General features: G+C 28.8%; 17 protein-coding genes. 6 read left to right on the top strand and 11 right to left on the bottom strand.

Going from position 1 to position 20,313, the window contains the following annotated elements; genetic code table 11:
- Positions 1 to 120: 120 nt before the first annotated feature.
- The 3 genes from DIS07_RS04005 to DIS07_RS04015 form a co-directional block, all read right to left on the bottom strand.
- Entirely contained in the window at positions 121 to 1,200 is a 1,080-nt protein-coding gene (locus DIS07_RS04005; RefSeq protein ID WP_109403951.1) for an efflux RND transporter periplasmic adaptor subunit, read from the bottom strand.
- 9 nt (positions 1,201 to 1,209) lie between these two features.
- Complete coding sequence (locus tag DIS07_RS04010; RefSeq protein ID WP_109403952.1) at positions 1,210 to 2,520, bottom strand: TolC family protein; 1,311 nt, start codon at positions 2,518 to 2,520, stop codon at positions 1,210 to 1,212.
- A gap of 127 nt (positions 2,521 to 2,647) precedes the next feature.
- Positions 2,648 to 3,280, bottom strand: a complete 633-nt coding sequence (locus DIS07_RS04015; protein WP_109403953.1) for a DUF2202 domain-containing protein — start codon at positions 3,278 to 3,280, stop codon at positions 2,648 to 2,650.
- Positions 3,281 to 3,487: 207 nt separating this feature from the next.
- Between DIS07_RS04015 and DIS07_RS04020 the strand changes: the two genes are divergently transcribed.
- Both DIS07_RS04020 and DIS07_RS04025 read left to right on the top strand, forming a co-directional pair.
- Positions 3,488 to 3,805, top strand: coding sequence for a hypothetical protein (locus DIS07_RS04020; RefSeq protein ID WP_109403954.1), 318 nt, complete (start codon positions 3,488 to 3,490; stop codon positions 3,803 to 3,805).
- 75 nt (positions 3,806 to 3,880) lie between these two features.
- Positions 3,881 to 5,956, top strand: coding sequence for a TonB-dependent receptor domain-containing protein (locus tag DIS07_RS04025; RefSeq protein WP_109403955.1), 2,076 nt, complete (start codon positions 3,881 to 3,883; stop codon positions 5,954 to 5,956).
- A gap of 31 nt (positions 5,957 to 5,987) precedes the next feature.
- Here the strand turns inward: DIS07_RS04025 and DIS07_RS04030 are convergent, their stop codons facing one another.
- Complete coding sequence (locus DIS07_RS04030; RefSeq protein WP_394340962.1) at positions 5,988 to 6,572, bottom strand: methyltransferase domain-containing protein; 585 nt, start codon at positions 6,570 to 6,572, stop codon at positions 5,988 to 5,990.
- Between the two features lie 101 nt (positions 6,573 to 6,673).
- On the opposite strand from DIS07_RS04030, the gene nadA reads away from it, so the two are divergent.
- Together nadA and nadB are read left to right on the top strand one after the other, a co-directional pair.
- Positions 6,674 to 7,669: a quinolinate synthase NadA gene (nadA, locus tag DIS07_RS04035; RefSeq protein ID WP_109403956.1), complete on the top strand. Its 996-nt coding sequence runs from the start codon at positions 6,674 to 6,676 to the stop codon at positions 7,667 to 7,669.
- A gap of 3 nt (positions 7,670 to 7,672) precedes the next feature.
- On the top strand, positions 7,673 to 9,256 hold the full coding sequence (gene nadB, locus DIS07_RS04040) for an L-aspartate oxidase (protein WP_109403957.1): 1,584 nt from the start codon (positions 7,673 to 7,675) through the stop codon (positions 9,254 to 9,256).
- 334 nt (positions 9,257 to 9,590) lie between these two features.
- Here nadB and DIS07_RS04045 read toward each other — a convergent pair whose 3' ends face one another.
- Complete coding sequence (locus DIS07_RS04045; RefSeq protein ID WP_109403958.1) at positions 9,591 to 10,082, bottom strand: hypothetical protein; 492 nt, start codon at positions 10,080 to 10,082, stop codon at positions 9,591 to 9,593.
- A 196-nt stretch (positions 10,083 to 10,278) separates the two neighbouring features.
- Between DIS07_RS04045 and DIS07_RS04050 the strand changes: the two genes are divergently transcribed.
- Together DIS07_RS04050 and DIS07_RS04055 are read left to right on the top strand one after the other, a co-directional pair.
- On the top strand, positions 10,279 to 11,067 hold the full coding sequence (locus tag DIS07_RS04050) for a sensor histidine kinase (RefSeq protein WP_109403959.1): 789 nt from the start codon (positions 10,279 to 10,281) through the stop codon (positions 11,065 to 11,067).
- A complete protein-coding gene (locus tag DIS07_RS04055) occupies positions 11,058 to 11,684 on the top strand; it encodes a response regulator transcription factor (RefSeq protein WP_109403960.1) in 627 nt (208 codons plus the stop codon). Before DIS07_RS04050 ends, DIS07_RS04055 begins: the two co-directional genes overlap by 10 nt.
- 472 nt (positions 11,685 to 12,156) lie before the next feature.
- Here the strand turns inward: DIS07_RS04055 and trxA are convergent, their stop codons facing one another.
- The 6 genes from trxA to DIS07_RS04085 all read right to left on the bottom strand — a co-directional run bounded on the left by trxA (position 12,157) and on the right by DIS07_RS04085 (position 20,121).
- Complete coding sequence (trxA, locus tag DIS07_RS04060) at positions 12,157 to 12,453, bottom strand: thioredoxin (RefSeq protein ID WP_109403961.1); 297 nt, start codon at positions 12,451 to 12,453, stop codon at positions 12,157 to 12,159.
- Positions 12,454 to 12,468: 15 nt separating this feature from the next.
- Complete coding sequence (locus tag DIS07_RS04065) at positions 12,469 to 13,437, bottom strand: Tll0287-like domain-containing protein (protein WP_109403962.1); 969 nt, start codon at positions 13,435 to 13,437, stop codon at positions 12,469 to 12,471.
- 50 nt (positions 13,438 to 13,487) lie between these two features.
- Positions 13,488 to 14,129 (bottom strand): Crp/Fnr family transcriptional regulator, encoded by a 642-nt coding sequence (locus DIS07_RS04070; RefSeq protein ID WP_109403963.1) that lies wholly within the window; start codon positions 14,127 to 14,129, stop codon positions 13,488 to 13,490.
- Between the two features lie 297 nt (positions 14,130 to 14,426).
- Positions 14,427 to 15,770: a TolC family protein gene (locus tag DIS07_RS04075; RefSeq protein WP_109403964.1), complete on the bottom strand. Its 1,344-nt coding sequence runs from the start codon at positions 15,768 to 15,770 to the stop codon at positions 14,427 to 14,429.
- Positions 15,757 to 19,002, bottom strand: a complete 3,246-nt coding sequence (locus DIS07_RS04080; RefSeq protein ID WP_109403965.1) for an efflux RND transporter permease subunit — start codon at positions 19,000 to 19,002, stop codon at positions 15,757 to 15,759. Before DIS07_RS04080 ends, DIS07_RS04075 begins: the two co-directional genes overlap by 14 nt.
- 3 nt (positions 19,003 to 19,005) lie before the next feature.
- Entirely contained in the window at positions 19,006 to 20,121 is a 1,116-nt protein-coding gene (locus tag DIS07_RS04085) for an efflux RND transporter periplasmic adaptor subunit (RefSeq protein WP_109403966.1), read from the bottom strand.
- Positions 20,122 to 20,313 lie beyond the last annotated feature (192 nt).

The raw sequence follows: 20,313 nt of genomic DNA on the forward strand, positions 1-20,313 counted from the left end.
GTTTTAACAGGCTTTCTGTTTCAATCTTTTTATTTGTTCTCGATACAAATTTGCAAAGGCAAATTCACTCGAACTGACATAAAAAGGATTTCCACGTCAATCCTTAACGCAACTAATTAGTTATTGAATTGTAATTTTAGCACCATTATATAATTTTCCCTCAGCAGAAAGTATATAAGATTCTGAGGTAGATAAACCAGATAATACCTCTACTTGATTACCATAAGTTCTTCCTAAACGCAACCATCTTAATAAAGCTGTTTTGCTTTGACTTACTGTATAAACACCAGATAATTGTCCGTTTTTAACAAGAGCTTCTGTTGGTATTAGAACCATAGATGAAGAAGCAGATTTTTCAACAGGAAATTGAACTGTAGAAAACATTCCAGACAAAATAGAAGCGTTTGTTTTTGCCAAATCAATTTTTACTAAAAACTGCCCTCCTGTGTTTTTAGCAGAACTACTTACTTCACTTACTTTACCTTTTATTGTTTTGTTAATAGATTTTACCAACACATTAACTTCAGTTCCGTTTTTAATTTTAGAAATTTCAGATTCTGGTACCATTGCAATTACTTCAAAATCTTTAGGAGTTTCTATACTAATTAAAGGCATTCCAGGATTTGCCATATCTCCATTATCAATATTTTTACTTGTAATTACACCGCTAAAAGGTGCAGTAATATTACTGTATGTAAATTGTGCGTTAATTTCGTTTTTCATTTGTTTAGCAGTTTCTAAACCAGCTTTTGCCATTTCGAAATTAACAGTCATATCTTCCATTTCTTTTTTAGAAATACTACTGCTTGCAAATAAATTTTTATAACGTTTGTAATTTTTTTCTGCATTATTAAATGCAGTTTGTGCTTGGGCAATTCCTGCATTAACTTGTGCTTTTTTTGCTTCTAAATCGCTATTATTTATAGAAACTAATAACTGACCTTTGTTAACTTTATCGCCAACATTTACATGAACTTTGGTTACAAAACCCATCATTCTTGTACTTAAATCTGCACTATTAGAAGCTTGTATTTTTCCACTTACAGACAAAAACGGATTGTTACTGTTTTCTGTAATATTACTTACTGTAACTTTAATTGCTGGTGTATTATCAACTTCAGCTTTTTTGTCTTCACTACCACAACTTGTAATAAACAATGATGCAGCTATAAACGATATTATGTAGATATATTTTTTCATTTTAATGGATTATTCTTTGGTTAAAAATTCTAAATAAATTTGGGTAAAATTGTACTCAAAAATTGTTTGATTGTATTCTAATTGTTTTTGTAAAAACTTTGTTTCTGCTTGTAACAAATCTGAAGTTTTTTCTAGACCTTCTTTAAATCTGTTTTTTCTAATTCTTAAAGATTCTTTAGATTGTTCTACGGCTAAACTTGTTAACTCTAATTTGTTTTTTGCATCTATTAACTGACGTTTTACTTTGTTTAATTCTAAATTACTTTTAGATATATATTGATTGTATTCTAACTTAGATTTTTCTAATTCAGCTTTACTTTTTTGAGCTTTTCCAAAACGTTTTGAACCTTGAAAAATATCCCAACTTAGTTGCGCTCCAATTAAATAACCATTAGCTCCACCCTGAAATATTTTATTGTCATACATTTCATAACTTCCAAAAGCATTTAATCTTGGTAAAAAAGCCATTTTATCTGCTTTATTCATTTGCTCATAAGCTTTAGAAGCTAAATGCATTGCTTTAATATCTGATCTATTTTCAGAAATTCTTTTATCATCAATATTTAGAGTAGAAATTGTTAAGCTTTCTGAAGGTTTGTATACAACATAGTCTTTATCATTCATTAAAAAAGACAAATAATTTGAAGCATTTTGCACATTACTTTTAGCTGTATGTAACTGGTTTTTAATTTCTGTTACTCTAACATCAACATTTAAAATATCTGCTCTTTGTAAATACCCTTGTTTAAAACTATTGTTTGCCATTTCTTTATTAGCATTCGCAGTTTCTAATGCTTTTTCTAAAACATTAACAGCTTTATAAGCTAATTGCAATTGCATATATGCTTTTTCTACTTCAAAAACCAAGTAATCTTGTATTCTTTCAGTTTTTAAAGACATAGCTTCCATTTTAGATTTAGCTGCTTTTCTTTTATAAAGACCATCTAGATTAATAAGAGGTTGCTGTATTTCTATTTTTGTTGCAAAATTTTGTGTTTGTTCTGGGTTATTTAACAATGAAGGATTAAAATCATTCTGGGTTAAAATTCCTTGATTTAATATAGATCCAAATGCCATTAAAGGGTTTGTTGTAGAAATACCTGTATGACTTGCAGTTATATTTGGTAAAAAAACAGCATTGGTCTGTTTGTAATCTGCTTTGGCAGCATTAAACGCTTCTTTAGAAATTTTTAAGGATAAGTTATTGTTAGCAATTTTAGATAAAACCTCATATTTTTCAATCGAAATTATTTCTTGTGCACTCAATTGTTTAGAAAACAATAACACAATTATAAGTATGCTTTTTACTATTTTTTTCATCTATTTAATTTTAACAATGCAAAACTAAATTGAATAAACTCTATTTTAAGTAACATTAGTTACCAAAGAAAAAGCACTTAAATCTTTATTATTTAAGTGCTTTTTTAATTAACCTGAAAATCTAAACTTAATTACATTTTTCTTGACTACTATTTAAAATGTTATTATAAGCGTCTTGTGTTATAAATTTTGGTGTGTATGTACCACCTTTTTTTTCTAAACTCTTTATAAAACTTCTCAAATGATTTCTTGAGCCACATATCAAATTCTGATAGACTTTTATAAGTGTATTATTTTTAGTTAGAGAAACATAAGTTTCTAAATCTTTTATATCTAAATCTTCTATAGTTGCGCCTATTTTTAAAGCCTCAATAACACTTTTTGTTCCATCTATTTTAAAGGTATCATAAAGGGTTTGTAATTCTGGATTGTTAAAAACTCCTTCTGGTAAAATGGTATACGAAAGTTTGTATTGTTTTAATAGATTTTCAATTGCATTCATATGAGATTGTTCACTATTTTTAATATTTGCAAACTGATTTAAGTTCCATTTTTCATGTAGATACTTATAGGTATCTCTTGCTAATTTTTCTTCTTCTAACATAAACAATAAAGCCTCAGAATCTTCTTGTATAATGGTTACATTTTCTTCTGTAACATCTACTATAAATTCATCTTCAATGTCTTTAGAACATGCATTTGCAATCAGTATCAATAAGATAAATGTAAATAGGTACTGTATTTTATTTTTTGCTTTCATAATTACTAAAATTTAAAATTCTCTCTATAAAGGTATTATAAAAAAAAGAGGTAATAAGTAACCTAAGTTACACTACTAATCCATTTTTGAAACTTATATTTGTATTTTAATTGTCACTTAGACAAAACATTATATTTATTGGTTTTTATATCCAAAAATAAAACCCTTTTTTACACTATTTTTTTAAGTAGTCTTATATTATATAATATGTTAAAAGTTTCTTTTACATATTTATATTATACTCTAGACCCTATTGGTTTTATTGAAGAATTATGTGAAAATAAGGACCAACCAGAATTGCAATGTAATGGAAAATGTCATTTAAAAAAAGTAACAGAAAGCAGCCAAAGCTCTGATAAAATTCCTCTTCAACCTAATGATTTTAAAGACATTTTACTACATCAGCATACAACTTTAGAAATTCATTTTGAGCAAAAACCTACCTCTCAAAAAACAGTTTTTAGTTATCAGAATTATTACAAATACTTAATAAGTAATTCTAGTTTTCACCCTCCACGAGTTTAGTTTTTTTTTAAAATAAAAAATCTCTTATTAAAAAAATAAGGGGATATAATCTTATAAAAAACTAAAAATTTTAAAATGAAAACAATTTTTAGTGTGCTTTTATGCGCACTTATCTCTACTTTATCTTTTTCTCAAGAAATTAAAAAAGATACCGTAAAGAGAGTAAAATTAGATGAAGTAATCATCACAGGCAAAATAAAAATAGATCCTATACATGCTATTATTTCTAATAGATATGATAAAAATATTGTTCAGCCAAAAAACGTTGCAGACTTATTTAATACTATCAATGGTTTTTCTGTTATAAAGAGAGGTAATTACGCCATAGACCCCTCTTTTAGAGGAAGTCAGTATGAGCAATTAAACATTCAATATGATGGTGGTACCAAAGCAATGCATGCTTGTCCTAATAGGATGGATCCTATTACTACGCATATTATTCCAGAAGAAATTTCTAAAATAGAAATTATAAAAGGACCATATACAGTACGTTATGGAGCAACTTTTGGTGGAATTGTAAATATGGTTTCTAAAAAAGCGAATTATTTAGAAAATGGATTTCACGGAAAATTTTCTTCTGGTTTTGAAACCAATGGAAATTCTACTTTAAAGATGTTACAATTACAGTATATAAAAGACAAATATGATATAGTAGGAAATTTCGGTTATCGAGATTTTGGAAATTATGAAGATGGTGATGGTACAAAAATACCATCTTCATTTTTAAGCACAGATTACGGTATAAAAGTCGGATATAGTTTTACAGATTTTGAAAGGTTACAATTCCATTGGAGACAATCTTTTGGACGAGATGTTTTACATGCTGGTTTGCCTATGGATACTGAATATGACAATAGCAGTATCGCTTCTATAGATTATAAAAAATCGAATATTTCAAGAAAATTAAATAGCATTTCTGCCAAAGCATATTATAGTTATGTAGACCATTTAATGACAAATACAAACAGACCTTCTTTTATGATGATGGAAGCCTCTTCTGCTGTAGAAGCAACCACAATAGGTGGAAAAATAGAACTGTATTGGCAAGCTTCTAAAAATGTAGATATTTTTTCTGGTGTAGATGCTATGCTAATAAGTAGAGATGGTGGTAGAAGACGTTTGGTAAAAATAATGAACGGAAATACATTACCAACACCAAGAGAGTTTAATGATAAAGTTTGGCAAGATTCTTATGTAAATGATTTTGGGTTATTTACAGAAGCAAAATGGTTGTTTACAGAAAACACTTTGTTTACTACGGGTATAAGATATGATAGGATAATTTCTGACATCAAAGACCCAGAAGCAGATTTCGCAGCACTGTATAACTTAGAAAAAAGAACCGAAAATAATGTTAGCACAACAGTTTCATTAAAAAAAGTTATTTCTAAAAATCTTACTCTAGAAGCTGCTTTTGGTAGAGGAGTAAGATCTGCAAATATGATTGAGCGATATATTAATAACTTTAATGTTGGGCAAGATCCTTATGAATATATTGGTAACCCAAATTTAAAAGCAGAAATTAACAACCAATTTGAAATTGGTTTTAAAGCAAAAAACACTAAAAACAGTATTAAATATGCTGCTTCTGTGTATTATTCTGATTTAGAAAACTTTATTGTGGGTATTGTAGATGCAACCAAAACCAGAAAGTTTATGCCAACTAAACCACCTTTAAATCCAAAAGTGTTTCAAAATTTAGAAAACACTTACAGAACAGGTTTTGAAGCTAGTTTTGAAACTGCCCTAACTAATGATTACTATTTTAAATCTGAAATGGCTTTTGTGTACGCTAAAAATAAAGATTTAAATGAGTCTTTGCCTTTAACACCACCATTTAATACAAGAATAATTTTAGGAACAAACAAAGAAAAATATTGGGCCAATGTACACTACAATATTACCAGTTCACAAAATGAAATTGCCCAAAGTTTTGGAGAAACAAGAACGGATGGTTACCAAACTATTGATATTCGTTTTGGTTTTAAACCTTTTAAAAATGCAAATTTAGGCTTTGCTGCTATAAATATTTTTGATAAAACGTATAACAATCATTTAAACTTTAGTTTTACCAATCAAGCTAATTTTGGTAGGGTACCTATAAATGAACCAGGAAGGAATCTTACAGCATTTTTTCAGTATAATTTTTAATAAAAAAAGAGCTTTTAAAGCTCTTTTTTTATTACTTTTTTAGAAGTCGAACAAATAGCTCCATACCTTGTCTGTTATAATATGAATTATAACAATGTTCTATATAAATTGGATTAAAATAAGGTTCAAAATAAGATAAATATTCTGTTTTATTACCACCAAATGGCGGATGATCTTCATTTAATACTGTATTAAATAGCACTCCAACTAATTTCCCATTAGGCTTTAAAATGGAATGCATTTTGGCTGCATATTTTGCTCTTAATTTAGGGTTTATTGCACAGAAAAAAGTCTGTTCAATAATCAAATCAAATGTGTTATCTAAGTCAAAAAAATTGGCATGTAATATTTGATTTTCTGAAAAATTTGGAACTCTAAATTTTAAGTTTTCTAAAGGTTGTTTGGCTATATCTATTACATAAACATTTTTAAATCCTTGTTGAAAAAGGTATTCAGCTTCATAAGAATTACCTCCTCCAGGAATTAATATTTTTAAATCTTTATTAGTTAGTTGATTAAAGTAAGTTTTTAAAGGAGGAGAAATTTCTCCCAAATCCCATCCTATTTTATTCGTTTTGTACTTATTTTCCCAAAATTTATCGTTTAAATTCAACATTTCTAATGATATAGTTATAATTTTATAGAATAACTGCAATCATTTCCCTACCAAAAAAATAGGAATTATATTTGCAGTTCAGTCCAAAATAAATACTTTTTATGGAAACTTTAGACACTGCAAAAGAAAAACTTACAGAAAAAGGTTTTTTAGATATTGAAACTCCAAAGATTAATTATGTTGAAGAAATTCTAAGGTTAAAAAAGGAGAAAAATGCAGTGCTTTTAGCACACTATTATCAAATTGATGAAATTCAAGAAATTGCCGATTTTGTTGGCGATAGTTTAGCTTTAGCACAACAGGCTGCTAAAACGGAAGCTGATATCATTGTGTTTGCAGGAGTTCATTTTATGGCAGAAACTGCTAAAATTTTAAATCCGACTAAAAAAGTATTATTACCAGATTTGTTAGCGGGTTGCTCCTTAGCAGATTCTTGTCCTCCAGAAAAATTTTCTGAATTTAAAAAGAAGCACCCTAATCATAAAGTGGTTACATATATCAACTGTTCTGCAGAAATAAAAGCGTTAAGTGATATAGTATGTACCTCTTCTAATGCAAAAAAAATAATTGACTCTTTTCCAGAAGATCAACCTATTATTTTTGCTCCAGATAGAAATTTAGGTGATTATTTAAACAAAGAAACTGGTAGAGATATGTTACTTTGGGATGGAGCTTGTATGGTTCACGAAGCATTTTCTATGGAAAAATTGATTGATTTGTATAAAGAACATCCAGATGCAGAATTAATTGCGCATCCTGAATCTGAAGCGCATATGCTTAAAGTTGCCAAATATATTGGCTCTACTTCTGGGTTATTAAATCACGTAAAAAACAGTAAAAAAGAGAAGTTTATTGTAGCTACTGAAGCAGGAATTTTGTTTCAAATGATGCAAGAAAATCCCGATAAAACAATTATTCCTGCACCTGCAAAAGAAGACAATACTTGTGCTTGTAGCGAATGTGCTTATATGAAAATGAATACTTTAAAAAAGCTATATTTATGCTTAAAGTATGAATTACCAGACATTGAAGTTGATGCGGAGTTATGCAAAAAAGCAATTATACCCATCAACAGAATGTTAGCGCTATCTAAATAGTTTATGCAACCTGAAACAAAAATAACTACTACAGACTTTTTAGTAATTGGTTCTGGAATTGCAGGATTAACTTTTGCCTTAAAAACAGCTACAAAGTTTACCAATGCAAAAATTACCATTATTACTAAAGATGAACAAAGTGAATCTAACACTAAGTATGCACAAGGTGGAATTGCTTCTGTTTATGATAAAACTGTAGACAGTTTTGAGCAACATATTGAAGACACTTTAATTGCTGGTGATGGTTTGTGTGATGAAGAAGTGGTGAGAATGGTTGTAGAAAGTGCTCCTGATAGATTACAAGAATTAATTGAATGGGGTACAAAGTTTGATAAAAATAAAGAAGGTGATTATGATTTGGGGCGCGAAGGTGGTCATTCTCAAAATCGAATTTTACATCATACAGATATTACTGGAGCAGAAATAGAACGTGCTTTATTGGCACAAGTGAATGTGTTGCCAAATATTGATTTTTTAACACATCATTATGCCATTGACTTGATTACTGAACATCAAGTAAAACAAAAAAGAACCAAAAGAAACAGTAAAATTTCTTGTTTTGGCGCTTATGTTTTAGACGTAAAAAAATCTAAAGTAAAAACCTTTGTAAGTAAATTTACCATTTTAGCTTCTGGTGGAAATGGGCAAGTTTATGAAACCACAACTAACCCTGTGGTCGCTACTGGAGATGGAATTGGAATTGCTTATAGAGCCAAAGCAGAAATTTCTGAAATGGAATTTATTCAATTTCACCCTACAGCTTTATACAACCCTGGAGAATATCCAGCTTTTTTAATCTCTGAGGCAGTTAGAGGTTTTGGTGCTAAATTAAGAGATTACAATGGTGATTTCTTTATGCACAAATATGATGTAAGAGAAGAGTTGGCCTCTAGAGATATCGTTGCTAGGGCAATTGACAACGAATTAAAAAAGAGTGGAAAACCTCATTTATATTTAGATTGTACGCATTTAGATATGGAAAAGTTTACAGCACATTTCCCAAATATTACCAAAAAATGTCAATCTTTAAATATTAATGTTTCTAAAGATTATATTCCGATTGTTCCTGCATCTCATTACATTTGTGGTGGTGTAAATGTGAATAAAAAAGCAAAAACCTCTATCAAAAAATTATATGCTTGCGGAGAAGTAACAAGAACAGGTTTGCACGGAGGTAATAGATTGGCTTCTAACTCTTTGTTGGAAGGCTTAGTCTATGCACATAGTGCTTTTGAAAATATTTCTAAAAAGTTTGATAAAGCAAAATTCCCTGAAAATGTTCCAACTTGGAATGATAATGGTGTAGTAAAAAATATGGAGAACATATTAATTACGCACGATAGAAATGAGGTAAAAACCATTATGACCAATTATGTGGGTATTGTTCGTTCTAATGAACGTTTAAAGAGAGCTGAAAAGAAACTGCGTGTTTTGTATGAAGACAATAAACGTTTGTATGATCACTCTGAACTTTCTGTTGATTTATGTGAATTAAGAAACTTAATTACAACTGCGTATTTAATTACTCAGTTTTCTAAAAAAAGGACAACCAATTGTGGTGGTTTTTATAATATGGATTTAGTTTAATTGAAACATTTTTATAATCTAACCCTATAAACTTTAGGTGTTAATTTATATTTTCTCTTGAAGAATTTAACAAAAGAATTATAGTAATCAAACCCAGCCTTTAAAGTGATTTAAACTATAGATAATTTTTTACACTTTTTGTTTCTAAAAAGTGTAATTATTTCTGTCATTCTATTAGAATTTATTAAAATTCGTTTAAAAAGTATCTCTAATTGAGCTATAGGCATACATTTTGAATTTATTTATAGAATATAAAATTACAAACTAATTATACAAAAAAACGGCTTTTGAAAATCTCAAAAGCCGTTTGAAACAATTTCTTAATTCATAGATTTTAATCATTAAAAGTTGCAGATGTAGAAAAATAGTATTTTACTTCTACTGCCCAATCATCTGAAGTTGGAAAAGATAGAACTTCAAATTTAACATATCCATCCAAACATTTGGCTACATAAGAATTTCCAATTTTTAAAGGAGGTATATTAGGAGAACCATCCCAAGTTGTTGGTGCTTGAGTTATCGTTTCTAGGGGAACTGTTCCCATATCTTTGGTCTCATTTGGCGAATTTTTAGTACGCCACCAAATAGATATAGTGTTTTGATTTTTTGTAGAAGATTTTGGATGCCAACTAATAGTTTCTCCATCACTATTTTGTGGATTTGTAGAGTTTACATTAAATCCTATTCCTTCAGAAAAATCAAAACCCCAATGATCAACTGTAGCAGTATTATACGCAACAGTATCGTCGTCACTATTGCTGCAGCCTACAAGTAAAAAGGCAACAACTAAAAGTGCTTTTGTAAAGTATAAATAATTTAGTTTCATAACACATAATATTTAAAATTTTAGTAAATTTAAAGTATGTTTTTATCACTTCATATACCTAATTCTAGGTATACGATTTTTATAATTTTTAAAAAAAAATTCAGAAAAAAAGGTCATAATTTCGGTTATGTTTAATGTATCACTCAATTTTATATGAGTATATAGATTTACTTTTTTTAACAGTAAAACAATTGCTATGGAGGTTTTATTTCAAACGGAATTAACTACACGTTGTATTGTAATTGTAATTGTTACAACAATTATTTTATTGTTATTATGTGTAAAAAAATACAGAAATTTATATCGGAAGAAGTATAAAAAAATAGTGCATCTTATAAAAGGACAGGAAATAAAAGAAATAGATAATTTAATTAATTCACATGAGAGAGAACTTGATAGAATTGCAAAAGAAATACATGATAATCTAGGTAGTAAAACAGCAACACTAAAACTTTATTTAGAACATTTAGAAAACTTAGATGAAAACGATAAAACGCAACAAAAAAAAATTCAGAACATACTAAAGGAGTTAATCAATAACATTTACAATGAAGTTCGAAAAATTGCTCATAGTAAAACCTTTGTAAATTACATTGAAAAAGGTTTAATTGCATCAACAGAAATAATTGCAGATCAAATATCTTCCTCTAATAAATTAAAAATAAAAGTACTTAATATAGATTGTACCAGTCCTTTAGAAAAAAAGGTTGAAATTCAAATTTTTAGATGCATTCAAGAGATTTTAACAAACATTATAAAACATTCCAAAGCATCAGAGGTTATTATTCAGTTTTCCGAAGATAGCATCAATTTAAATATTTTAATTGAAGATAATGGAGTAGGTTTTGACCTAAACAAAGTTAAAGATGGTATTGGGTTGATTAACATTAAACAAAGAATTAAAGACATTCATGGAAAAATAAATATTGATAGTTTTATAAGTAATGGAACTACTATAATTTTAAATATACCCTTATGGAAATAAAACTTATTATTATTGATGATCACAAACTTTTCGTAGATGGTTTAATAGCAGTTCTAAATAATGAAATTGGTATAAAAGTTATTGGTAGTGGAAATAATGGCTCTGAATTATTTAAGCTTTTGGAAAAAGGGATGCGCCCTGATATTGTTCTTCTAGATATTAATATGCCAATTTTAGATGGAGTATCTACCACAAAACTACTGACCAAAAACTATCCAAAAATAAAAGTTTTGGCCTTGAGTATGCATGAATTAAGTATAGATGTTACTGAAATGTTGGATGCAGGGGCTAAAGGATATATCACTAAAGATATTGAAACAAATGAATTAATTACAGCTATACATGCTATAAAAAAAGGAGAACAATATTTTAGCGAAAACTTACCAAAGGACATAAAAAAATGGTTTTATAAAGAACATAGTACAAAACCGTATTTAACGCGCAGAGAAAAAGAGATTTTAAATCTATTGGCTAATGGTCGTACTTCACTACAAATGGCTGAAAAATTAAAACTAAGTAGATATACCATCGATACTCACAGAAAAAATATTCACAAAAAATTAGGAATTAAAACAAACACAGGATTGGTAAATTACATTTTTAAAAATATAGAATAAGATACTAAACAAGGTGCAAAAAATTCGTGGTGGGTTTTTTAATATAGATTTGGGTTAACTACTGGCATTTTTTAATATTTGCAAACCAACTTTACAAACAACTCTCTCCCTATTCTACTTTTATTAGAATTATATTACTTCTCAAAAATTTCTATCTTAAAATATGGTTTAAAATACGTTAAGTATTCTTCTTTATCCCTGCTAAAAGGAGGTCTGTCCTTATTTAATTTGACATTAAAAAGTGCTACAACCAACTTCCCTTGTGGTTTTAAAAGTTACTGCATTTTGGCAACATATCGTTCTCTAAAAATTGGGTTTATTGCGCAGAAAAAAGTTTGTTCTATAACTAAATCAACCGCATCCTTTACATCAAAAAATCTTCTAAAATAAGTTGTGAAGTCGGGAAATTATGTACTCTTTTTTGTATGTCTCTAATGCTGTTTTAGATAAATCAATTTTATAACTAAAAAATCTAGTAAAAACTTTTTATTACTGATACTAACTCATTTTTTTGTACCAAGCCAGATTGTCTCCAAACTTGTTTTCCATTTTTATAAAGAACAAATGTTGGCACTCCTCTTACCTGAAACTTACTGGCTAATGCTTGGTTTTTATCAACATCAATTTTAATGATTGTTATTTTTTCTTCCAACTCATCTTTTACTTGTTTTAAAATAGGCCCCATTGTTTGGCAAGGTCCACACCAAGTAGCAAAAAAGTCTACTAAAACTGGTTTATCTTGATTAATAATTTCTGAAAAATTACTCATGCCTAAGAATTTTATTTATTTTTTAAAAGTGATACTCCAAATACCCCTTAATTGATTTGTACTATATCCAGTTGCCATATCTTTTGGGTATAATTTATCTATTTGTGCTAAAACATTTGTTTTTATATCTGATATTTTATTACCATGACATTGTATACACATGCTATTGGTTTTAATAGGATAGTACACTTTTACATTATTGGTAGACTCTATCACAATTGGTTTTGAATCTTTAGCTGAATTTATCTTTTCTTTAAAGATATTAATGTAACTACTTTCTTCTAAATTTGATAAATTTTTAGGATTTCTTGGTTTGTCTGAAATTCTTTTAATGGTTGCTTTATACATAACAGACATACTATCTGTTAAAGGGTGTGCTTTTATATTACAAAATTTTAAAGCTGCTAAAGTACCTTCTTTTTGAATTTTACCCATCAAATTTTTACCCAAAACAGCTTTAGTTGTTAACGCATATTTTAATCCTCTTTCATCATAAGGCAAATTTTTAAAATTGTTTCCTTGTTGATGTTTTCCCATGCCTTCTCCATTGCCTCTTTTCTTATTATAATGCTTATCAAACCATATTGGTTTTTCGATTTCATATTCGAACATGTATTCAGCAATTTCTTTAATATCTTCTTTAGAGTAATATTGTTTTGGCATTATTCCAAATCTTCTAACTGCTCCTTTCATTTTTGCTCTATCTATAGTTGGATTCTGAATCCAATTTTGCATTTCTTTTGTAAATTCTTCTTTTGTAGTTGTTGAAGAAATATAATGCTTCTTAATCGCAATCATTGGAGGTGCAATTCTATTATCATGTGAAGCTGATGGATTATGACAAACATAACATTTTTTTTCCATTATGCTTTTCCCTGGATGATTTGAATTAACTTGAGAATTTACTTTTGCGTAAGAAGGTTTTTGTTTTTTTTGACAGCTAAAGACAAAAAACAAAACGAATGTGACTATAAAATACTTCATAATTTTATTACAAAAATAGCGAAGTTACATTACTATTTTTGTAACCAATGTTACAGTTCTAAGACCTTTATACTGTTTCTAAAAAGTTGTATTTTCTGTTCGTTTTCTAATTTCTTTAACAATCGTGAAATTACAACCCTAGAAGTATGCAAATCTTCTGATATTTCTTGATGTGTGATTGAAATTACATCATCATGATTTACCATAGCTTTGTCTTTTAAATATTTAAACAAGCGTTCATCCATTTTTAAAAAAGCAATAGTATCTACAGCCTCTAAAAGCTCATCCATTCTGTTGTGATAACTTTGTAAAATAAATGCTTGCCAAGAATTGTACTTACCTAACCATACTCCCATTTTTTCTTTAGGTATCATAATCAAGTTAACATCTGTCTCAGCTACTGCTCTTATTTTACTTCTAGTTTCTCCTAAACAACAAGATAAAGTCATTGCACAAGTATCACCTTTTTCTAAATAATACAACACTAATTCTTCACCATTTTTGTCTTCTCTTAAAATTTTAATAGCGCCATCTAAAAGTAAAGGCATAAATTTAATATAGTTACCAATTTCTATAATTGCTTCATCTTTTTTTATGGTTTTATACGTTCCAATTTCATTGATTTCAGCAATTAATTTGTTTTCAAACAAATAACCAAAATTTACTTGTAAGTTGTTTTTAATATTTGACATTAAAATCTAATTTATTGGTATAAATTTACTAAAATGGAAGGAATAAAAAATGAAAAATCCGAGTTAAACTCGGATTTTTCTTGACTAAACTACTATTTACTCTTTGGTTTCTTATCACTATTCATCAATAGAAAAAGTGCAACGACTAAGCCTACAACAACCAAGGCAAAGACACCAATCATAATGGTACCATTCGTCCAAGAAACCTGGGGTAAGATTAAAAAACTCATCTATCACTATTTGATATTGTAAATTTAAAGGATATCTAAAAAGGAAATTATGATAAAAATCAGTTTCTTAAAATTTAACATTTAAAATATCTCCGCTTAGTTGCAACAATTGTAATTCAATTAATTTTGCATCATATTTTGCGTTGTTTAATGCTGTTTTTGCGTTGATTAAGTTGATTTGTGCTTGACGAAACTCAACTGAAGAAATTTGTCCCAATTTGAAACGTTCTTGTGTTCTATCAAAATTATTTTGAGTAGTTAACACATTCGTTTCTTGTGCTTTTAGAATGAATAATTGATTTTGATAATTATCCCAAGTGTTTTTTAGATTATTTTCTATGGTAATTTTTTGCTGTGCTAAAAGTAGTTGCTGATTTTCTATCGCAATTTTTGCATTAGCAACTCTTGTTTTTCGAACGCCTCCATCAAAAATATTCCATGTTAAATTGATTCCTGCATTCAAACCATCAGAAGTTATTAATTTTGCTCCAAAGGGATTGATTAAATTTTCATTTTCTGTTCTATTAAATCCATAAGATGCATTAAACCCTAGAGTAGGGAGATAATTTGCTTTATTCACTTTTAAGTTAAACTCACTTATTGCTAAATTTTTTTGATTCTGATTTAAAAGCGAATTATTTTTCAATGTTTTATCTTCTAAATCATTATAATTCAATATTTTATAAAAATCAACTTTTGTTTCTACTTCATAGGCTATTTCTTTTTGTTGTCCTAAAATAACATTAAAACCACGTTTGGCATTAATTAATTGTTGTTTAGCAGAAATTAGTGTGATGCTATCATTATTTACATCTACTTGAGCGTTTAGATATTCTAATTTAGTAGATTGTCCATAATCGTATTGATATTTGGCCCTTTGTAATCTTCTTTTAGAAATAGTTAAAGCTTCTTGTAAATTTTTAGTGTTTTCTGATAATCGAGCAATTTGAAAATAAGCTGTAAACAACTGTAAATATGTGTTCTCAATCGTTTCTTTAGCTTGTAATTCAGTTAAATTATAGGTTTCTTTTAATTGTTTATAATTGTATTTTCTACCCAAACCATCAAACAAAACATAATTTATACCTAAAGTTGCATTATAGGTTTTTGAAACAACTCCATTTCCAGAAATTTCAGAGTCATTTCCTGTATTTCTGTCTGTAAAAGTTAAACTTTGATTATTTCTTCTATAATCTGCTCCAGAATTTAAAGTTGCAGTTGGTAAAAACCTACTGTTGTAAATACTTGAATTATTTTTAGCAACTTTAACATTATTACTGGCAATTTTTATTCCAAAATTATTCTCTAATGTGATTTTTAAAGCTTCTTTTTTGGTTAAAAATTTTTGTGAAAATACTTGTAAAGTCGATAAAAGAACGACAATAAAGATTGCTTTTTTATTCAATTTCATAAACTTTAGATTTTGGTTTCACAAACTTTGCTTCTTCTTGATTTTCTTCGTCATATTTTGCTTCTATAATTGCTCTTTCGACTTCTTCTTTGGTAATATTATTTCCAGTTCTTAACCATTTAGTATTTACTTTTAACGAATTAGAAACCGATAACAAAAGTGGTAACATAATTAGAGTCAATACTGTTGCTATTGCAATTCCGTAAGCAATAGAAATTGCCATAGGAATTAAAAATTGTGCTTGTCTACTTTTTTCTAATAATAAAGGTGCTAAACCTGCAATCGTAGTTAATGAAGTTAAGAAAATAGCTCTAAATCTAGATTGACCTGCTCTTACCAAAGCATCGTCATATTTCATTCCTTCTTTAAGATAATTATTAAACTTTCCTATGAGTACCAAACCATCATTTACCATAATTCCTATTAAAGCAATAATACCTAACCAGGATAAAATTCCGATTGGAAAACTGTGAAAATAATGCCCCCAAACAACACCAATCATGCTAAAAGGAATCATAATAATTAACAAAATAGGCTGACTATAAGAACGGAATGTAAATGCAATAACTATATATATAAGTAATAAAATAATTGGACCAACAACATTTACAGAGTCAGTTGTTTTTTTACGTTCTCTATTTTGTCCTTCGTAAATCGGAGTAACGGAAGAATATTTTGACAATATTTCTGGCATTACTCGAGTTCTAATATCATCTAAAATCTCGGTTGCACTTTGTTTAGAATCTTTTAAGTCGGCTGAAATCTGGATTTCTCTTTTACCATCTAAATGATTAATTGCAATATCACCTCTTGCAATGGTATACGTAGCAATTTCAGAAAACGGAATTCGAGTTCCATTTGGTGCCACAATTCGCATATCATCTAAATCTTTAATAGAAGATCTATTTTTTTTATCATAACGCACCCAAACTTTAATTTCATCTTGTCCACGTTGAAAACGTTGGGCTTGAAATCCGAAGAAACCATAACGCACTTGAGTCATAATGGTTTGTAGGTTTAAACCTAATAAATATGCGTTGTCTTTCAGTTCAATTTTTACTTCTTTGATTCCTGCAGGATCATTATCTACCACATCTTTTAATAGGGAATTATTTTCCATTTCGAACTTTAGTTCGTCTTTTGCGGCTTTTAACTCTTTAATATTATTACCTAATAAAGAAATAGCAACTGGGCTTCCTCCAAAATTACCACCAGAACCAAAAACTAAACTTTCTACCCCGTATACTTTGCCAACCTTAGTTCGAATAGCATTGGTAATTTGGGGTGATGAAAAATCACGTTCTTCACCCGGTAAAAGATTTACGGTTAATGTTGCATTAGCGCTACCTGGACCTACTCTCTTTATTACATTTTCTACAACTTGTAAATTACCTGTTTGTTTTTTAGTGAATTCATCATTGACTTCCCAGACCTTCTTCTCTATAAATGAAATAATAGAATCTGTAATTTGCTCATTGGTACCTTGCGGCATAGTTAGTGTAATTTGTGCTCTATCACTTGCTATTCTTGGAAAGAATGATGTTCTTACAATTCCTCCTCCAATAGCAGAAAAACTAAAGATTAAAACCGCAATAGGTACTGCAAAAGAGAAGATTTTATTTTTTAATGAAAATTTTAAAAACGGTACATAATAATTATCTCTAATCTTGCTTAATCCTTTATCTGCAGCGTTATTTACTTTATAAAAAAAACGATCTATAGGATTCCTCTTTTTTTCTAACCCTTGTTCTGTTCGTTTTCTATCTAACGCTTTGGAATGAGCAATATGAGCAGGTAAAACAATTAAAGCCTCTATTAAAGAAACCGACAGTGTTAATAATACAATGGTAGAAACTTCGCCAAAGAAACTTCCTAACCTCCCATCCACAAAAAAGAAGGTAGAAAATGCAATAATTGTGGTTAAAATAGCAGAAATAATTGGCGGAATTACTTCTATGGTCCCATCAATTGCCGCTTGTATTTTAGATTTTCCTAAATCGTAATAATGATGGTAAATATTTTCTCCAATAACAATTCCATCATCGACTAAAATACCAATTACAATGATCATCCCAAATAGCGATAAAACATTAATGGTTACATTGAATTGCGCCGCAAACATAAACATTCCAAAAAAAGCTATAGGTAAACCAAAAGCTACCCAAATAGCCAAACGCATATTTAAAAATAGTGCCAAGAAAAAGAGTACTAAAAGTATTCCAACAATTCCGTTTTCTATTAACAATTTAGTTCTTCCATTTAAGGTAATACTTCTATCGCTAGTTACATCTAAACGTACATTTTGTTGTTTTTGATTATACTCATAAATATATGCTTTAATTTTATCTGCAGACGAGATTAAATCTTCGTTATTGGTATTGCTTACGGTGATATCTATCGCTAAATTGCCATTAAAAAATAATCTATCTGGGTTTTCTAACCATGTATCTCTAACATCTGCAATATCTTTTAATCTAATTATAGTTCCGTTTTGCTGTGTTCTAACAATTAAATTTTGTAGTTCTATACCGTAATAGGAACGATTACTAGCACGAATTAAATAATCTTCTTGAGCCGTTTTAATGTTACCACCTGTAATTAAAATGTTGGAACTTCGAACAGCGTTTGCTACTTCTGTAAAAGACAAGTTATATGCACGTAAATCATTTTCGCGAACAGCAATTTCGATTTCTTCTTCAGGAAAACCAGAAATGACAACTTGTGAAATTCCATCAATTCCGCGAATATCATTTTCTATACTTCTTGCATATTGTTTTAGAGATTTAAGAGAGATGTTTTCTCCACTTACAGAAAAACTAATGGTAGGTCTAATACTTTCTACTTTTGCAATTACAGGAGGCTCCATTCCTGAAGGAAAAGAAGGAACTCTATCTACTGCATTTTTTACATCTGATAAAACAACATCAATATTTTTACCTTTTTCTACTTCTACATTTACACTTGCTGCATTTTCTCTTGATACAGATGTTACTCTTTCTACCCCAACAATTCCTTTTAAATTGTCTTCTATTTTTAAAACAACACCTTCTTCCATTTCTGCCGGAGAGGCACCAGGGTAAGCTAAAGTAATTCTAATAAGTTGCGAATCTACTAATGGAAAAAAAGAAGATTTCATATTCAAAGCACCAACCAATCCAAAGATAATGAATGCAAAAATGAGCACATTAACAGCAACTGAATATCTAATAAAATAAGAAATGATTTTTCTCATAGCTTACTTTGTTTTATTAATTTTCACCACCATTCCATCAAAAGCTCCTGGTAATGGTTTTGTTAAGATTCTATCTCCATTTATTAACCCTTTTATCACAACATTTTTAGCTCCAAAATAAACCGGATTGATATCCTTTAAGGTTAAAATACTATCTTTTTTCACCACATAAATTGCTTTATTATCTACCAACAACTTTCTTGATACTTCGATGGCATTTTTTTCTGATTTTGCAACGAGACTAGCTTCTAAAAACATTCCTTCTTTTAAATCTGAATGTTTTAATTGGATAAATGCATTTATAGTTTGTGATATTTGGTCAATTTTTCCATTAACGCGAACTACTTTCCCTGTGTAAGATTTTGTTTTTCCTAGATTTGTTAGCTTAACAGTATTACCGACTTTTAATAAATCGGCGAATTTTGCATTGATAGAAACTGGCATTTCATAAACACTTGTATCTATAAATTCTCCTAATCTTTGACCTACTCTCACCAAAGTTCCAGGAGTTACAAATGCTTCTGTTAACACACCCGAAAACGGTGCTTTTATTTGATGTTTAGAAAAACGAACTTCTAAATTTTTAACATTATAATATGCAGTTAAAATTCCTCTTCCCGAAATAAAATATTTTTCTTTGTCTGAATTAAATTTTGGAAGTTTTTCCACAGCCTTTTGCATATCAAAACTTTGCAAATAACTTTCCCATTTTTTAAATTCTGACTTGTAATCTAATCTTATATCTGGTAAAATCGAAGTAATTAAATTGTATAAATTACTTTTTTGAGATTGTAAACTCGCGTAAAACTCATCACTATTTACACTTAGCAATATTTCTCCTTTGCCATATTTTGTACCTGGCTTAAAGGCTTTCTTTGATGGTTTTAAAACACCTTGAACTTCAGAAAATATATCAATTTTATTCTTTGCAACTAAACTTCCGTTTGCGGTTAAAAGAATAGGGATTTCTGTATTCTTAACTTCTTTTACAAAAACAGTTTTAATAGATTTTTTAAATTTAGGTCTAGGCCTTTGATTCTTATCAATTAAATATTCTCCTAAGAAAATTGCACCTACAATAATTAATATGCCTAAAACAGAAAGTATTATTTTTCTCATAGTTGGTTAGTTATCAATTCATTTTAAATTATAAAAATGAATTTTAATAGTTCTACAAAGATACTTTTAAACTAAAAGTTATCTAGAATTGAGGCAGTTTTGTTTGTTAAAAAAAAGTTATAATTCCTATTTCTAAAGTCAAAACGAGCCTAAATCACTTTTTTTTAGCATCTTTATATTTAAGAAAATTAA

The sequence above is a fragment of the Polaribacter aquimarinus genome (genome assembly GCF_003129485.1).
Taxonomy (GTDB): domain Bacteria; phylum Bacteroidota; class Bacteroidia; order Flavobacteriales; family Flavobacteriaceae; genus Polaribacter; species Polaribacter aquimarinus.

Excerpts from the sequence above, each read along its gene's own strand:
- DIS07_RS04075 (WP_109403964.1), bottom strand. The coding sequence starts at position 15,770 with ATGAAATTGAATAAAAAAGCAATCTTTATTGTCGTTCTTTTATCGACT.
- DIS07_RS04030 (WP_394340962.1), bottom strand. The coding sequence starts at position 6,572 with ATGTTGAATTTAAACGATAAATTTTGGGAAAATAAGTACAAAACGAAT.
- nadB (WP_109403957.1), top strand. The coding sequence starts at position 7,673 with ATGCAACCTGAAACAAAAATAACTACTACAGACTTTTTAGTAATTGGT.
- DIS07_RS04080 (WP_109403965.1), bottom strand. The coding sequence starts at position 19,002 with ATGAGAAAAATCATTTCTTATTTTATTAGATATTCAGTTGCTGTTAAT.
- DIS07_RS04005 (WP_109403951.1), bottom strand. The coding sequence starts at position 1,200 with ATGAAAAAATATATCTACATAATATCGTTTATAGCTGCATCATTGTTT.
- DIS07_RS04065 (WP_109403962.1), bottom strand. The coding sequence starts at position 13,437 with ATGAAGTATTTTATAGTCACATTCGTTTTGTTTTTTGTCTTTAGCTGT.
- DIS07_RS04010 (WP_109403952.1), bottom strand. The coding sequence starts at position 2,520 with ATGAAAAAAATAGTAAAAAGCATACTTATAATTGTGTTATTGTTTTCT.
- DIS07_RS04015 (WP_109403953.1), bottom strand. The coding sequence starts at position 3,280 with ATGAAAGCAAAAAATAAAATACAGTACCTATTTACATTTATCTTATTG.
- nadA (WP_109403956.1), top strand. The coding sequence starts at position 6,674 with ATGGAAACTTTAGACACTGCAAAAGAAAAACTTACAGAAAAAGGTTTT.
- trxA (WP_109403961.1), bottom strand. The coding sequence starts at position 12,453 with ATGAGTAATTTTTCAGAAATTATTAATCAAGATAAACCAGTTTTAGTA.
- DIS07_RS04070 (WP_109403963.1), bottom strand. The coding sequence starts at position 14,129 with ATGTCAAATATTAAAAACAACTTACAAGTAAATTTTGGTTATTTGTTT.
- DIS07_RS04025 (WP_109403955.1), top strand. The coding sequence starts at position 3,881 with ATGAAAACAATTTTTAGTGTGCTTTTATGCGCACTTATCTCTACTTTA.
- DIS07_RS04045 (WP_109403958.1), bottom strand. The coding sequence starts at position 10,082 with ATGAAACTAAATTATTTATACTTTACAAAAGCACTTTTAGTTGTTGCC.
- DIS07_RS04085 (WP_109403966.1), bottom strand. The coding sequence starts at position 20,121 with ATGAGAAAAATAATACTTTCTGTTTTAGGCATATTAATTATTGTAGGT.
- DIS07_RS04055 (WP_109403960.1), top strand. The coding sequence starts at position 11,058 with ATGGAAATAAAACTTATTATTATTGATGATCACAAACTTTTCGTAGAT.
- DIS07_RS04050 (WP_109403959.1), top strand. The coding sequence starts at position 10,279 with ATGGAGGTTTTATTTCAAACGGAATTAACTACACGTTGTATTGTAATT.
- DIS07_RS04020 (WP_109403954.1), top strand. The coding sequence starts at position 3,488 with ATGTTAAAAGTTTCTTTTACATATTTATATTATACTCTAGACCCTATT.